Below are 14,921 nucleotides of genomic sequence, written 5' to 3' on the forward strand. Positions count from 1 at the left end.
CATCAGGTGATGGTGATAGGCGAGGTGCAATCCGTATTGCGCCAGCAGCGCATCGGAGAAAGCGGAGAGCCTGGCGGCGTAAGGTTTAACCTGATCTTCTGGCAGCAGTCGTCTGGCGTGCAGCGGCACATCCAGTGCGTTGTCCGTCATCCAGCCGCATTCACCGTAAACCATGACCCTGGCGCCGTTTTCCTGCAGCAGAGAAGCGTGGTTATGCACCGCATCCAGTTCCTGCTCCACGCTGCGCTCGGTCAGAAAACCGTCGTGCCAACCTGATACCAGCTGTAGTTGTTGCTGTGACAGCAACTGTTTTAACGCACCAGGTTCACGCGGGAAAATACGACTCAGTTCAACGCCCTGAAAGCCTGCTTGCCTTGCCTCGCTTAAGCACTGCTCGGCAGTGGTGTCCGCGCCGAGGTGGTGCAGGACTTCATTCACCCAGGAAAGTGGGCTGACACCGAGTTTCGGGGCAGGTTGCCCGCTGCGGTAAAACGTTTTTTGATCATTGGCTTTAATTTTGTAGGAAGAGGTAGCGAAGAAATTAGCGGATGAGAGGGTATGCAGCGAGAGGTTATTTGACGTAAAACCATCAAATATTGACGTCTTAACGTCAACAAATAATTTGTCTTTATTGGTTGTAGGGCGACTTTCAGGCCTTCTGCCTTTCAGTCGCCATAAATGGCGAGCCTACGGGAATGGATGAGGTTTGGTGCGCATTAATGCGCACCAGCATACATATTGATTTTTTGCTTAATTGAGCGGCTTTTAACCTTCAAGCCGCCCTTTTTGCTAGAACGACATGGTTACACCCGCGTAATAAGCGCGACCGGGTTCGTTATAGGTCACTGCGCCGGTCGCTTCGCGATAGATGCGTTTATCAAACAGGTTGTTGATACCGGCATTAGCACGCAAGTTTTTGGTGATGTCGTAATTTAGGTTGAGGCCAACCACTGAGTACGGCTTAATCTCTTTGGTGGTCATATTGGTCACGTCAGTATTCGTTTCTGCAAACTGGCGCGGTTTCTGACGTCCATATTGGGTCCAGTTTACGTTAGCACTGAGAGCATCCGTTGCCTGCCACTCCAGTTGTGAGTTGATGGTGAACTCAGGAATGATGGAAAGCGGATTGCCCGTATCTTTGCTCTCTGAACGGAACATATAGGTCGCATTAGTTCGCCATTCCAGGGTGTCGGTGATTAATGGAATAGTCAGGTTTCCTTCCAGCCCTTCCACAATGGCTTTACCACCGTTTTCCCAACGCAGTACGTTGTAGCCCGCAGCGGAATAGACAGGATCGGTACCGGCAACGATTTTGTTTTATAATCGTTACGGAAGTAGGTAATACCGGCTACATACCCCTCATGACTGAACTCCAGGCCAATCTCTTTGTTGACGCTGGTTTCAGGGTCAAGATCGCCATTACCCAGCAAATAACATTGCGTCAGCCCAATCGGACAGCCGTTACCGCGAGTAGAGAGCAGATATCCCGGTGTTGATTGATACAAGTTTGGCGCTTTAAACACGCGTGCAATACCGGCTTTCAGCGTGAAGTTATCCCCTAACCCTTGAGAAACGTTAAGGCTCGGGCTCCAGTTAGCACCGAACTGATCGTGATAATCGAAACGCAGGCCCGGAATGACTTCAGTACTGTCTGTTGCGGCTATATTGTCTTCAAAGAACAGCGAACTGATAGTGGCATCGTTTTTACTACTGCGTTGCGAAGGATCGCCAGAACTACCCGGCAGCGTCACGCCTGTCGCAGTTTGCGTTAACATCGAAGCCGGATCGTTTAACTCATCGCGGTTCCATTCTGCGCCGAGGGTCACGGTTTGATCGACCAGCAGTTGGAGTGGGAAGTTAATCTCACCGCCGGCACGATAGCTCTCCAAACGGCTGGTGGCGTACTCATCGGTATTGATCATCCCTTCAGTACGGCCCGCAGTCCCTTCTTTCAGACGCGTATTGTTGGTTTTCTCGTAATTGAAATTGAGTTTAGACGTGCCCCAATCCCAGATTCCATTGTGCACAACGCCATAGCTCTGGCGGTACAAGCGGTTGGTTTCCTGGCCGTAAAGCGCTTCGACCAATCCGTCGGTGCTGGCATTGCTGTTGCTGTTTTGCGTATCACCCGCATAAATATTGCCCTGACGGCTGTAACCGTAGGAGAAATCGACGATCTGCGTTGGCGTGATTTTCCATGACAGCACACCGTTAATGTCTTTGTTACGCACGCCCTCACGACCAGCAGCATAAGAACCGTTTTCAGCCGTGTTGATGTCAAAGGCATCCGCGTCAGTACGGTTAAGGTTGCCGTACAGGCGCATGGTCAATGCTTCACCGGCCAACGGACCACTTAAGTCGAAGTTCGCGCGGCGGGTGTCACCCTCTTTGCTGTTTTCTGGCTGATTGGTGAACAGTGACAGCGAGCCGTGCCAGTCATTGGTTGGACGTTTAGTGATGATATTCACCACACCACCTGCGGCACCTGAACCGTAACGCGCGGCAGCTGGGCCACGAATCACCTCAATGCGTTCTACCATCTCCGCGGGCACCCAGTTGGTATCGCCACGGGAATCGCGTTCGCCACGCCAGCTGTAACGTACCGAGTTGCGTGAGCTCACTGGCACGCCATCAATCATCACCAGGGTATTTTCTGGGCCCATACCACGAATATCGATCTGACGGTTGTTACCACGACTGCCGCTGGCACCGTTACCCGTCAGGTTGACGCCAGGCATTTTGCGGATGATGTCAGAAAGGTCATTAACCGGAGGGTTCTTCTTAATATCTTCAGCGGTAATGGTGGAGACGCCAGGCTGCTGTTTCAGCTCCTGCTCAGCCGTGACGATCATCGATTCATCGTCAGCCAGTTTTTCCGTGGGTTCTGCGGCAAAAGCAGGTGAGGTGAGTAAACCCGCCAAAAACAGTGCAATCGGACGCTTTCTGCAATACACAGTTACATTCACTTAAATCTTCTCCCTGAAGCATTAACGTTTGTAAGCAAATGCGCATGATAATGAGAATGCTTATCATTGTATATCTAGCGTCAGGCGCTCTCCTTTATTTCTCCATGATTGGTCCATTTTGCTTGTGGAGCGTGAAGATACGTAAAGAGGAAGTATCTGGAAGTAGTGGACGCCTAAAGTAAAATCGTCATTCATAAAAATGTCATAAATATCTTTACGATTCAGTGTGATGAAGAAGGTGCTAACGCACGGAATTTATCGGGTTTTTAGTTTAGTTTCAGTATCGCACCGTAAATTGATGCGCTGGACGACCGATAATTAAGGAGAAAGTGTGCGCCAGATCATACAAAGCTTTACATTCACCATCCTCATCTCCTTGGGCATTTCCCACGCGAATGCTGCAGAAAAGATGGATTTTTGGCTGCAACCACAACATGGCGGTAACAGCTTTAATCGACTGCCCCCGAACAATGACTACTTCAAAGCACTGCATCACTACGGTGCTTCCTGGGTGCGATTATCCTGGGACAAATGGCCGACCCAGCAACGCGATTTCCTGCTCGGTAGCGCAGACAGCTATCAGGGATTAGTAGCAGAAGACGTCGCGACGCTTAAAAGGGTACTCGATGAAGCGCAGGCAGCAGGGCTGAAGGTGGTGATCACACCGCTATCGCTGCCCGGCATGCGCTGGGCGCAGAATAATGGAGGGCAGTTTGATGACCGCCTTTGGCAGGATAAGCAGTTTTGGCAGCAGAGTGCGGACTACTGGCGCGATCTCGCGACAGTATTAAAAGATCATCCGGCGATAGCCGCCTACAACATCATTAACGAGCCCGCACCGGAAAAAATGGGGGGACTGGCTGAACATGCCTCAGCGTCAACCATGCAAAGCTGGTATCAACAGCATCAGGGCAGCGCGCGCGATTTGCCCGAATTCTATCGACGTATTATTGCGACCATCCGTGAAGTCGATCAGCAAACCCCCGTTATGGTCGATAGTGGCTGGTACGCGGCAGCCGATGCCTTTAGCTATTGGCCCCAACCATTAAACGACCAGCGTGTTCTCTACAGTGTGCATATGTATGAACCCTATGCGGCGACTAGCGCGCCAAATGCCAAACGGCAAACACCCTGGCCCTATCCTGGCAACGTACCCTATGCCGGTTCATTGCAATATTGGGATGCAAAGCGGGTCGCGGAATATTTAACTCAGCCATTTAACTGGGCGAAAGCGCACGGCGTGGCGAATCATCAGTTGGTGGTGGCGGAGTTGGGTTGTGTTCGCACATTGCCCGGTTGCACAACGTATCTGGAGGATGTACTCAGCGTGCTGGATAAACATCAGGCACACTGGGCGTTTTACAGCTTCCGGGAAGACAGTTGGGACGGCATGGATTACGAACTGGGAAACAAGAAAGTGCCCTGGCAATACTGGCAAGCCGCCGAGAACAATTTGCCGGATACGGTGCCACGTCATGCCACCAAAGAGTTTGAACCTATTCGCAAACGCTTAGAACAAAAGTGACTTGCTAAGAATTAAATGATCAATAGCCACAGCAAAAGCAGGCTATTGATCCTCTTGGCAAAATCTGAATATTTCTGCTCACCCCGCGCCGGGACTGGCGCCCTTATCCCCATCCGAGAAGCTGTCGGGCGCTATTCCCGAAATCTGGCAATAGATATCCGTTTTTCGCATTTGTGATCGCTGCCTATCTTACTGAGAATGGCTGCGGGACGTTAAGAGGATGAAAATTCCTTTCCGCCGTGAGGTGAGAGGGGAGAAAAATACATCGCTACCTCAACGCCTTTTCCCTGCCGGGAAACATTGAATACATCAGGAGAAAGGTTCCAGTGAAACTCGCTAAAGGTATCACCTTGCTGGCACTCGCATTGAGTGCACACATCGCGTTTGCCGCCGATCAATCCGTCCCGACTGACAGCTCACTCCATGTTCAGGCCGATCCTGCGCTGAAAAGCCTGGTGCCTGAGGATGTGCTGAAGCGCGGCTATATCGTGGCAGGAACCAACCCTAACACACCACCAACAACCTTCTATAAGGAAGACAACAAAACGTTGGCGGGTCGTGAAATCGATATCATGAACGCCGTGGGTGAACGCTTAGGGATTCAGGTCCAGTGGCGTGACACCGGCGGTTTCGACAACATCATTCCTGGCCTGAAAACCGGCCGCTACGATGTCGCGTTATCCAACATCAATGCCACCACTGCACGTGCCAAAATCATCGATTTTGTGGGTTATTACGATGCCAGCAAACTGGCATTTATTTCGCGTAAAGCCGACAAAGTGACACCGTTTACATCCTTTGATGATGTGTGTGGCAAAGAAGTAGGCGCTGGTTCAGGTACCATGCAGGCTATCCGCCTGGATGAAGCCAGCAAAGCCTGTGTGGCGGCAGGTAAACAGCCGATCAAAGTCGCGTTGTTCCCGGATCGTCCAGCCGGTGTTCAGGCGGTAGTCAGTGGCCGTGTGCCGATGTTCCTGGGTCCTTATGAAGGCTTGCTGTGGCAGGCAAAAGTGATCAAACCACTTGAACTGAGCGGCGAAGTGGCCGTAAGTGATTATCCGGTTTCCGTCGCTTTCCCGAAAGACTCCCCACTTGAGCCTGCGGTTCAGGCCGCACTTAACTCACTGATCAAAGATGGCAGCTACCAGAAGATCCTCGACAACTGGGGCATCGGTTTTGGTGCGGTGAAAGTCGCTAAACGTAATCAGGAAATCTTTCAATGAGTGATGTACGTGACCACACCGACGATCTGAAGATCGTCGGCAAACGCTACTACGGACGCTGGCTGAGTGCGCTGGTGGTGCTGTTGTGCGTCGTGGCAATGGCGCATTCAATGATTAATAACCCACGTTTCGAATGGGGCGTGATTGCGGAAAACTTTACCGGCGAATCCATTCTGCAAGGCGTGTTGATGACGCTGCAGCTCACCGCTATTTCGGTGGTACTGGGCTTTGCGTTTGGTACGGTGCTGGCGCTAATGCGCCTCTCGTCCAACCCGGTTCTGGTTGGCGTGAGCTGGTTTTACACCTGGTTCTTCCGCGGTGTGCCGATGCTGGTGCAGCTGTTCCTGTGGTACAACATCGCCGCGCTCTATCCCACCATCGCCTTGTCGATTCCGGGATTAGGGGAGGTCTGGAGCACCCAATCTAATGCGCTGGTGAGTCCATTTAGTGCAGCGGTTATCGCACTGGTTATGCATCAGTCCGCGTACGCGGCTGAAATTGTGCGTGCCGGTATCCAAAGTGTGGGCAACGGTCAGTTGGAAGCGGCGCGCGCGTTGGGCTACCGTCCGGCGCAGATTTTCCGCCACACGGTATTGCCACAGGCGATGCGTGCCATCATGCCGCCAGCCGGTAATGAAATTATTGGTCAGTTGAAAACCACTGCCGTGGTCTCGGTGATTTCACTGCAGGATGTGCTGTTCTCGGCGCAGATCATTTACCAGCGTACTTATGAAGTCATCCCGCTGCTGCTGGTGGCGACGCTGTGGTATCTGTTGATGACGTCAGTGCTGTCCATTGGTCAGTTCTATGTGGAACGCTATTTTGGTCGCGGTGTGACACGTCGTGAAAAGCGCAGCTTCTTTAAGTCATTGCCGAGACTGACTGCGCAGAAAGTTGAAAGGAGCGTGAGCAATGGCTGAAGCGATCGCCTTACGTAAAGTCACTAAACGCTTCTCGGGTGTCACCATTCTTGATGAAGTGAACCTCGATATTCCTGCCGGTTCTGTAACCGTGATCCTCGGGCCTTCGGGTTCGGGTAAATCCACGCTGCTGCGCTGCATCAACCATCTGGAAAAACTGGATGGCGGCACCATTCGTATCGGCGGCGAAATCATTGGCTATAAGCAGAAAGGCCAGGCGCTGCACGAATTAAGCAGCAGCGAGATTGCCCGCCAGCGTGCCGAGATCGGCATGGTGTTTCAGCAATTCAATCTGTTCCCGCATCGTACGGTGTTGCAGAACATCGTTGATGCGCCGATGCGAGTGAAAAAGCAGAACCGCCAACAAGCCACCAGCAAAGCCATCTCGTTGCTGAAGCAGGTGGGACTGGCGGGGCGTGAAGAGGAGTGGCCGCAAAACCTGTCAGGTGGTCAGCAACAGCGTGTCGCCATTGCCCGCGCGCTGGCGATGGACCCCGGCGTGATGCTGTTTGATGAACCGACTTCAGCGCTTGACCCGGAATTAGTCGGTGAAGTGCTGCAGGTGATAAAACAACTGGCGCACTCTGGCATCACTATGGTGATTGTGACGCACGAAATCGGCTTCGCCCGCGAGGTCGCCGACAACATTGTCTTTATGGAAGACGGCAAGATAGTCGCGGCTGGGCCGACTCAGCAAGTCCTCGACGACCCGGAAAACGGGCGCGTAAGAAACTTTATTGCAACGGTGCTTTAAGCACCGTTTTTCATTTTTGACAGCCAGGAACAGTGATGACGCAAAAACCGGTAATGCACAGCGCCCACTGGGGTGCTTTCCATGCCCAGCAATCGGGCGATCAGCTCACCATCGAACCCTTCAAAGGCGATCCGGACCCGAGTCCACTGCTACAAAACTTCCGCACCGCGCTTAACCACCCGGCTCGCGTCTCCCGTCCGATGGTACGTCGTGGCTGGCTGGAAAACGGCCCTGGCCCGGATCAACGTCGTGGCAATGATGAATATGTGGCGGTGAGCTGGGAGCGGGCTTACGAGTTGGTGGCTAACGAGCTGAAACGCGTCGGGGACAGTTATGGCCCTGAAGGGATCTTTGGTGGCTCTTATGGCTGGTCCAGCGCTGGGCGTTTTCACCATGCGCAAAGCCAGGTGCACCGTTTCCTGAATACCACACTCGGCGGCTATGTCCGGTCGGTGAACAGCTATAGCTCTGGTTCTGCGTCCGTGCTGTTACCGCACATTGTCGGCGACATGACAGAGATCGCTCGGCGCGGCGTCAGCTGGGAAGAGATTGCTCAGCACAGTGAAATCGTACTGGCATTTGGTGGCCTGGCGCTGAAAAACTCGCAGGTGGCGAGCGGCGGATTAAGCGAACACACCGAACGCGGTTTTATGCACCAGGCAGCAAAGCGCGGCACGCGTTTCATCTCCGTTAGCCCGCTGAAAAGCGATCTGCCTGATGAAGCGCAGGGGGAGTGGCTGGCGCTACGTCCCGGCACCGATGCCGCTTTTATCCTCGGTCTGTTATCAGTCTTGATTGAAGAAAAACTCACCGATGAAGCGTTTCTCAGTCGCTATACGGTGGGTTGGCCAGCCATGGTTGCCTACATTCGTGGCGAAGAGGATGGCACGGTGCGTGACGCGGCCTGGGCCGCTGATATCTGTGGTGCCAACGCTGCTTTTATTCGCGATTTTGCCCGCCAACTGCACGGCAAACGCGTATTGGTGACGGTCGCGCATGCCCTACAGCGTGCTGAGCACGGTGAGCAACCGGTGTGGCTCGGTTTGGTGCTGGCGGCGGCGCTCGGTCAGCCAGGATTACCCGGCGGCGGCTATACCTATGCATTGGGTGCGCTGGGGCATTACGGCAAACACCATAATCTGGTGAGTTTCCCGGCGTTGCCACAGGGCAAAAACGGCATTGATCGTCTGATCCCGGTGGCGCGAATCTCGGATATGTTACTCAATCCCGGCAAACCCTTTGACTACAACGGTCGCCGCTTAACCTATCCGCACATTCGATTAGCCTACTGGGCGGGTGGCAATCCCTTCCATCACCATCAGGACCTCGCGCGCTTACGTCAGGCATTCTGTCAGTTGGATACGCTGATTGTGCATGAGATCGCCTGGACTGCCAGTGCGCGTCATGCCGATATCGTTTTGCCCGCTACCATGACGCTGGAGCGAGAAGACATTGGCGGTGCGCCAACCGATCGTCACCTGTTTGCGATGCAATCCGTAGCGGCACCGCACGGCGAAGCCAAAGACGATTATGTGATTTTTGCCGAGATGGCGCGGCGTCTGGGTCGTGAGGAAGCCTTTACGGAAGGCCGGGATACGCGCGGCTGGCTGAAACATCATTACGCGCAGTTGCAGGCAAAACTGGCCACGCATCAGGTGGAGATTCCTGATTTTGACCAGTTCTGGCAGCAGGGAGTGTTGGAGTTGCCGCAGCTAAAAGATGGCGGCAGGATGATCAACGCCTTCCGCGCTGATCCAGAAGCTGCGCCGTTGCCTACGCCAAGCGGAAAAATCGAAATTTTTTCCGCCACTATTGCCAGCTTTGATTATGAAAACTGTCCGGGACATCCGGTGTGGCGTGAACCGCAGCAAAAGCCGGATCACCAGCACCCGTTCTGGCTGATCGCCAATCAACCGGCTACGCGTCTGCACAGCCAGCTTGATTTTGGCGACTACAGTTTAAGTGGCAAACGTGATGGCCGTGAGGTGTGCAGCCTTAACCCCGAGGATGCTACTGCGCTGGGCATCAAGCACGGTGAAATTATTGAGCTGTATAACCAGCGTGGACATGTACTGGCCAGTGCGCGTGTTACCGATACGATTATGGCGGGCGTGGTTCAGTTACCTACCGGTGCCTGGTACGACCCTGTTGATCCACTCGCACTGCGCCCGATGTGTCGTCACGGTAATCCCAATGTGCTGACGTTAGATATTGGCACTTCATCGTTGACGCAAGGGTGCAGCGGGCAAATCACCGTAGTGCAGGTACGCAAATACAGCGGCGAACTCACCCCGGTGCAGGCGTTTATACCTCCTCAGATTTAGCATCCATGGGGCGCCAGGCGGCGCCCCTGCATCATTACGCCTCTTCTAACTGCAAAAACATCACGCGCAGGCGATGGCCGTCTGGGTCAATGGCTGTGAAGGTGTAGCCAAATTCCATCTCGGTTGGGGATTGAATAATGGTGATCTCGCGGAAAGCCCCCCATTCGTTGTACAAGAAGTCGACGTCCTTTTTATGCTGCACTTTGAAGGTGATTTCACCGTTGGCGTTGAACGGCTGGCTGTTGACGCCTGGTAATACCGTGTACTTAGACCACAGTCCAAACTTGAAGCCATTTTCAAACACAAACATGGCGAAGGTTGGCGTGACGTTGATGGGTTTCAAGTCAAACAGCGATGCATAGAAGTCAGCACTTTTAATGACGTTCGGCACATAAATGATGGTCATATCAGCAGTAAACATGGTTTTTTCTCCTTGTGGGTTTACGGCTGAATAATAAGGGGCGGCTGTGACAGATTCTGTCAGGAGCCGCAGCCACACTGGGTTTATCATGCATCTGGATTTGCTTGCTCTGTTCTCAATGATTAAAGTTTTTCTATCTCCGGTTCAGGGCAAGAGAAGAGAACCCGCGGCACATAATTTTTCTGACTTTCGTAACATATTGATTATAAAGGAACTGAGTTTTCGGTCCGAAAATGTCCGAAAATGTCCGAAAAATGTCCGAATTTCTGTTACTGCTTTAAACTCGGTATTTGCATTCACTTTGACCTGCTCCCCGTTGATTAATACACCGCGATGTTAGTAATGTCTTCATCAGCCACATGAGGACATCCCCATGAAAAAGCGATTTTCCGACGAACAGATCATCAGTATTCTCCGCGAGGCAGAAGCCGGGGTTTCAGCCCGGGAACTCTGCCGTAAGCATGCTATTTCAGACGCTACCTTTTACACCTGGCGCAAGAAGTTTGGTGGCATGGAAGTTCCCGAAGTGAAGCGGCTCAAGTCGCTTGAAGAGGAGAACGCCCGCCTCAAGAAGCTGCTCGCTGAAGCCATGCTGGATAAGGAGGCGCTTCAGGTGGCTCTTGGCCGAAAGTTCTGACGACAGACCAGAAGCGGGAAGCCGTGGAAGTCATGTGCGAGGCCGCAGGTTTGTCGCAACGTCGTGCCTGCAGGCTGGCAGGTTTGTCCCTTTTGTCCCTGTCGACCTGCCGTTACTCGGCTCAGCGTCCGGCTGCTGACGCGCAGCTGTCCTTACGCATCACAGAGCTGGCACTTGAGCGCCGCCGCTTTGGTTACCGGCGCATCTGGCAGCTACTGCGTCGGGAGGGCCTTCATGTCAACCACAAGCGGGTATACCGCATCTATCATCTCAACGGCCTGAGTGTAAAACGCAGGCGACGCCGCAAGGGACTGGCGACGGAGCGGCTTCCGCTTCTTCGCCCGGATGCGCCGAACCTGACATGGTCGATGGATTTTGTCATGGATGCACTTGCCAGCGGCCGCAGGATGAAGTGCCTGACCTGCGTGGATGATTTCACGAAGGAATGTCTGACGATCACCACGGCATTCGGGATTACAGGCGTTCAGGTGACACGTATTCTGGACAGCATTGCGCTGTTTCGTGGCTATCCTGCAACGATAAGAACCGATCAGGGTCCGGAATTTACCTGCCGCGCGCTCGATCAATGGGCTTTTGAACATGGTGTTGAGTTGCGCTTAATCCAGCCGGGCAAGCCAACGCAGAACGGATTTATTGAGAGTTTCAATGGTCGCTTTCGGGATGAATGCCTGAATGAGCACTGGTTCAGCGATATTCTACATGCCCGGGAAATCATTAATGACTGGCGGCAGGATTATAACGAGTGTCGACCACATTCATCACTGAATTACCTGACGCCGGCTGAATTTGCAGCGGGCTGGCGAAACGGGAAATATGAAGAAAAACCAACCGACATTACTAACTGAAGGTTGTATCTAATTCTGGGGGCAGGTCAACGCCAATTGGACGGCAGTGAGCGAGCAACAAACCTGGTTCTAAAGTTAGGAGATAGTGTAAAAAATGCCGATAAAATCGCCAGTCAGGCTTTTATTTTCACTTGATATGCCCTTTGGAGCATTGCGCCCAGCACAAGGTAAATTTCAACCATCTCTTCTGTTTTGTCTTCGCTAAAAATTTCTTTTTCGCTATTAGTAACAAGATGAATCAGAGACGATAGTTGATCTATAACGGCTGAGTGAGTTTCCAAAATTTATCCTGAGAGGTGATTACAGACCGCCGCATGTCTATGGAGGGTGATTAAAAGTATGTCAAGACTAGACGTAAACGAAGCGAAAGCAAATAAAATGCGTGAAATAATTATTTTAATTTTACCTTGAGGTTCCATTATGCACATAAAAATATGTATTTTAAGGGTGCGTAAGCAATTGATACTTAGTCTTTTATTTAAGTTTTGATTGTAATTCTCTTTAAGTTAATGAGAACCATCAGAACTTTAAAATTTTCATTAAAAGTTACTCCATCTCAAGTATTTGCAAGCTAATTGCATGTGGTCGTGATAAGGTCGGTATTCACTGGCTCATAGGATGTATATGAAACGAGTTATCGTTTTCTTTAATTTAGCTCCCGCAGTCGTCATGAGCTTGATGGATGGGGTCACTTCAATCCGCAAAGCCTACCCCAGCGGACAAGAAATTCAGCTTCAAATAATGTCTGCTGGTTTCCCTTCTCTGACTGGGGACTCAATGGTGGTTCACGTTGCCTCTGACCGCACACTTTCAAGCGATGAAATACTTGAGGCCGCAAACAAACTGCTCTGACACGGGATCCTCAGTCACCTCCGGGCTGTTGATGTGCTTACAGTGGCCTGAACTTCGAATCTTCGGTAAGCAGGCCAGGCTATAACGGAGGATATCACTATGAAAGAAGGCTATTACTGGCTCAAACGTGGAAGTGATGAGCCTGAAATATGGTTTTATTCCGAATGTCAGCCTGAAGGATGGATACAACCTCAGCATGACAAACCCGTCAGTCTCACAAAACTCACCCATGATGGCTACCGCATCATCAGCGAGAGGCTCAGGGAGCCCGAATAAAAGTGGCGCTTTCACGAGCGCCTTTACGACTCACCAGCTCAAAAGCTCGTTTTTCAATACCAGAATGAATTTCTGCCACGTAGAATATTTTTATTGAGTTACATCCAGGTCTTATATTTAACTTTCAGGCTATTGCTGCTACCCGTTTTGGTTTGCTAAGACTGGATACGAAAAAAAACCTGCAATATATATATGCAGGCTTCTCCCCACTCGCGCGGTAGTAGGAGTACCGCGCTTGTCCACGTTCTGAATGCTTAATGCATGATCGGCGGCTGGTTGAGGCGGTCAGCGGGTGAACATGTGGGCAGCTAAGCGTTTGTCACTCAGACAAGGTGATAACTTTGGACCAGAAATGGGTATTAAGACAGGTTATTTTTGTAAAGGTCTGATGAATATTCCATATGGCGTTTCCTGAAGAGTGTAAATAATGGTATTGACGCCGTCTTTTTATTGACAGGGTAAATTCTCAGGCACATATTCCAGACTGTATGGCGACTCGACCATTTAAACGGGAATTGCATAAAATGTTTAAGTTAATTAAACAGTAACTGACGAAGTTACTAAAATTCCTGTGCGTTTAAGGTCTGTTCGCAAAAAAATTTTCTAGGGTTCTTTGTCATCATTATTGTTAGAAACCTGAACTGAAAGCCTGGATAGCGCTACGATTCCTGCTCCCACCAATGTAATGATTATTATACTTCCTATCCATCCAGCGATTCCCATTTTTTGAGGCCTTTGTTTGTATCCCTGACACAGGGAGCACCCACCATAACACCTTTAATGTTGAATAACTGGTTTTCATACTTACCTGTATCAATATTGACTGGTCCCTCAGTACTGCACAAAGACTGTTGTTAACGACTTCCTGAGTCTGTCACAGAGCTGCTGTAGCAGCCCTTTGGACCATCTTTATAGAAGTTAGTGCTTTACGTTTTCTTGAAAAATCGCCGTTTCGATCTATTTTTATCCTAAGTCAAACTAATTACTCACCTATGTCACATGAACGAAACCAGATCACACAGGGCAGGGATGATTGGATGCGCTATAGGAGCAGCTGTCATTGAATTAACCGCCAGAGGGGTAGAACTAAGTAAGGCTAACATTTTGTATGAACTTGAAAGAATCTCAGCTTCATCAAAAGATTTACAGACAAAAGCTTTCGCACGCGATGCCGCAAATATTCTGAGAAAGAGGCTTAAGTAGTTCTCTTGGCCCGTCCCCCCGTTGCTCCACGCAGACAAATGTTAGCTATTTCAGTTTTGGCACTCAGCAGTCGAAGGAACGGCCCAGGGACAGCGAATAGCGATCAGCAGATGTTCGTGATAGATGTTGCTAGCAATGCTGTTTGCCATACAACGGGGAATTTCTCACCTGACAGTTGTTTCGTTCTTCTACCAGCTACCAGCTTAATGATCTTTCTGCCTCAGCATAAGAGGGGCATTTTGCATATTAATATACGCCCGGCTATTGCCCTCAGACCCGCGCAAATCATCAGCTGGAGGCATCTTTACGCATCCAGAAAAGCGCATCATCAATGACACGCGCAACAGCCAGGAGCTCGCACGCACGTTTTTTCTTCTCCAGCATGGTCACAATGTCTTCTCTGCTGACATTTCTGCCACGATCTATAAGTTCGAGTACGGCTTCGCCGATAATTCCTGTCAGTAAAGGAACAAAGGTTGCTTCAGTTGAAGTCTTTTCCATGTTTGTTCTCCACAATTAAAATGTTCTTATTTTTATAAAGTTATACTGATATGACCTCTTACCTGCAATCAATTAATGGAAAGTTTGATTGGTATTTAAAATTTTCAGAATAGTGCGGATTTCAAAAAAAAATCGAAGATTGTAAGAGGTATTTGCAGGGGTTTTAACTGCAAACTTTAATACGAGCATCCGCTATTGGCACGAAGCTGCCCAAAGTCAAAGCTAAAGGGCCTCATTGAGTGAAGTGGACATCGACTGAATATGTTCGTCATCGGCTACGACGGCTAATTAACTAAAAAGCCACCTTATCTTAACGGCACACATAAAGTTGGAAATCCTACTCACAGGGGGAGGTCAGATTTGTTACAGCCGCGAGGGCACTTCAGCCTGAGGGTTGAAAACAAAGTTGCGTGGGATTGCATTATCAGAATCTGTCGCGCTGGTTAGGTGTTA

At 50.8% G+C, this 14,921-nt stretch carries 12 protein-coding genes and 1 pseudogene; 8 read left to right on the forward strand and 5 right to left on the reverse strand.

The window, feature by feature from the left end:
* Together PSSD_RS22745 and PSSD_RS22750 are read right to left on the reverse strand one after the other, a co-directional pair.
* The coding region (locus PSSD_RS22745) for an IolE/MocC family protein (protein ID WP_500812366.1) at positions 1 to 438 on the reverse strand (438 nt) is incomplete at its 3' end.
* A 351-nt stretch (positions 439 to 789) separates the two neighbouring features.
* Positions 790 to 2,966, reverse strand: a pseudogene (locus tag PSSD_RS22750) (TonB-dependent siderophore receptor).
* A gap of 331 nt (positions 2,967 to 3,297) precedes the next feature.
* Between PSSD_RS22750 and PSSD_RS22755 the strand changes: the two are divergent.
* The 5 genes from PSSD_RS22755 (at position 3,298) to PSSD_RS22775 (ending at position 9,712) form a co-directional block, all read left to right on the forward strand.
* Positions 3,298 to 4,491 carry a glycoside hydrolase family 5 protein gene (locus tag PSSD_RS22755; RefSeq protein ID WP_235589275.1) on the forward strand — a complete coding sequence of 398 codons (1,194 nt, stop codon included), beginning with the start codon at positions 3,298 to 3,300 and terminating at the stop codon, positions 4,489 to 4,491.
* 326 nt (positions 4,492 to 4,817) lie between these two features.
* Entirely contained in the window at positions 4,818 to 5,714 is an 897-nt protein-coding gene (locus PSSD_RS22760; RefSeq protein WP_058973791.1) for an ABC transporter substrate-binding protein, read from the forward strand.
* Complete coding sequence (locus PSSD_RS22765) at positions 5,711 to 6,634, forward strand: amino acid ABC transporter permease (protein ID WP_058973792.1); 924 nt, start codon at positions 5,711 to 5,713, stop codon at positions 6,632 to 6,634. Before PSSD_RS22760 ends, PSSD_RS22765 begins: the two co-directional genes overlap by 4 nt.
* Positions 6,627 to 7,388: an amino acid ABC transporter ATP-binding protein gene (locus PSSD_RS22770; RefSeq protein ID WP_039327937.1), complete on the forward strand. Its 762-nt coding sequence runs from the start codon at positions 6,627 to 6,629 to the stop codon at positions 7,386 to 7,388. Before PSSD_RS22765 ends, PSSD_RS22770 begins: the two co-directional genes overlap by 8 nt.
* A gap of 35 nt (positions 7,389 to 7,423) precedes the next feature.
* On the forward strand, positions 7,424 to 9,712 hold the full coding sequence (locus PSSD_RS22775) for a molybdopterin-dependent oxidoreductase (RefSeq protein WP_058973793.1): 2,289 nt from the start codon (positions 7,424 to 7,426) through the stop codon (positions 9,710 to 9,712).
* A gap of 34 nt (positions 9,713 to 9,746) precedes the next feature.
* Here the strand turns inward: PSSD_RS22775 and PSSD_RS22780 are convergent, their stop codons facing one another.
* Positions 9,747 to 10,133 carry a VOC family protein gene (locus PSSD_RS22780; RefSeq protein ID WP_058973794.1) on the reverse strand — a complete coding sequence of 129 codons (387 nt, stop codon included), beginning with the start codon at positions 10,131 to 10,133 and terminating at the stop codon, positions 9,747 to 9,749.
* 373 nt (positions 10,134 to 10,506) lie between these two features.
* Between PSSD_RS22780 and PSSD_RS22790 the strand changes: the two genes are divergently transcribed.
* Positions 10,507 to 11,636, forward strand: a protein-coding gene (locus PSSD_RS22790; protein ID WP_153011489.1) for an IS3 family transposase whose coding sequence is annotated in 2 segments (ribosomal slippage) — positions 10,507 to 10,765 and positions 10,765 to 11,636 — 1,131 coding nt in all. Because the reading frame shifts where the segments join, the coding sequence is not laid out codon by codon here.
* Between the two features lie 113 nt (positions 11,637 to 11,749).
* Here PSSD_RS22790 and PSSD_RS27840 read toward each other — a convergent pair.
* A complete protein-coding gene (locus tag PSSD_RS27840; protein ID WP_167347700.1) occupies positions 11,750 to 11,917 on the reverse strand; it encodes a hypothetical protein in 168 nt (55 codons plus the stop codon).
* A gap of 343 nt (positions 11,918 to 12,260) precedes the next feature.
* Between PSSD_RS27840 and PSSD_RS22795 the strand changes: the two genes are divergently transcribed.
* Positions 12,261 to 12,488, forward strand: a complete 228-nt coding sequence (locus tag PSSD_RS22795; protein WP_058973798.1) for a hypothetical protein — start codon at positions 12,261 to 12,263, stop codon at positions 12,486 to 12,488.
* A 99-nt stretch (positions 12,489 to 12,587) separates the two neighbouring features.
* Complete coding sequence (locus PSSD_RS27845; RefSeq protein ID WP_167347701.1) at positions 12,588 to 12,764, forward strand: hypothetical protein; 177 nt, start codon at positions 12,588 to 12,590, stop codon at positions 12,762 to 12,764.
* Between the two features lie 1,491 nt (positions 12,765 to 14,255).
* On the opposite strand, the gene PSSD_RS22800 is transcribed toward PSSD_RS27845, so the two are convergent.
* On the reverse strand, positions 14,256 to 14,468 hold the full coding sequence (locus PSSD_RS22800; RefSeq protein WP_058973796.1) for a hypothetical protein: 213 nt from the start codon (positions 14,466 to 14,468) through the stop codon (positions 14,256 to 14,258).
* Positions 14,469 to 14,921 lie beyond the last annotated feature (453 nt).

It is taken from the genome of Type-D symbiont of Plautia stali (assembly GCF_001485335.1).
GTDB classification, from domain to species: Bacteria; Pseudomonadota; Gammaproteobacteria; order Enterobacterales; family Enterobacteriaceae; genus Pantoea; species Pantoea vagans_C.

Coding starts and splice junctions, on each gene's coding strand:
- PSSD_RS22765 (WP_058973792.1), top strand. CDS start 5,711: ATGAGTGATGTACGTGACCACACCGACGATCTGAAGATCGTCGGCAAA.
- PSSD_RS22770 (WP_039327937.1), top strand. CDS start 6,627: ATGGCTGAAGCGATCGCCTTACGTAAAGTCACTAAACGCTTCTCGGGT.
- PSSD_RS22775 (WP_058973793.1), top strand. CDS start 7,424: ATGACGCAAAAACCGGTAATGCACAGCGCCCACTGGGGTGCTTTCCAT.
- PSSD_RS22780 (WP_058973794.1), bottom strand. CDS start 10,133: ATGTTTACTGCTGATATGACCATCATTTATGTGCCGAACGTCATTAAA.
- PSSD_RS22795 (WP_058973798.1), top strand. CDS start 12,261: ATGAAACGAGTTATCGTTTTCTTTAATTTAGCTCCCGCAGTCGTCATG.
- PSSD_RS27845 (WP_167347701.1), top strand. CDS start 12,588: ATGAAAGAAGGCTATTACTGGCTCAAACGTGGAAGTGATGAGCCTGAA.
- PSSD_RS22800 (WP_058973796.1), bottom strand. CDS start 14,468: ATGGAAAAGACTTCAACTGAAGCAACCTTTGTTCCTTTACTGACAGGA.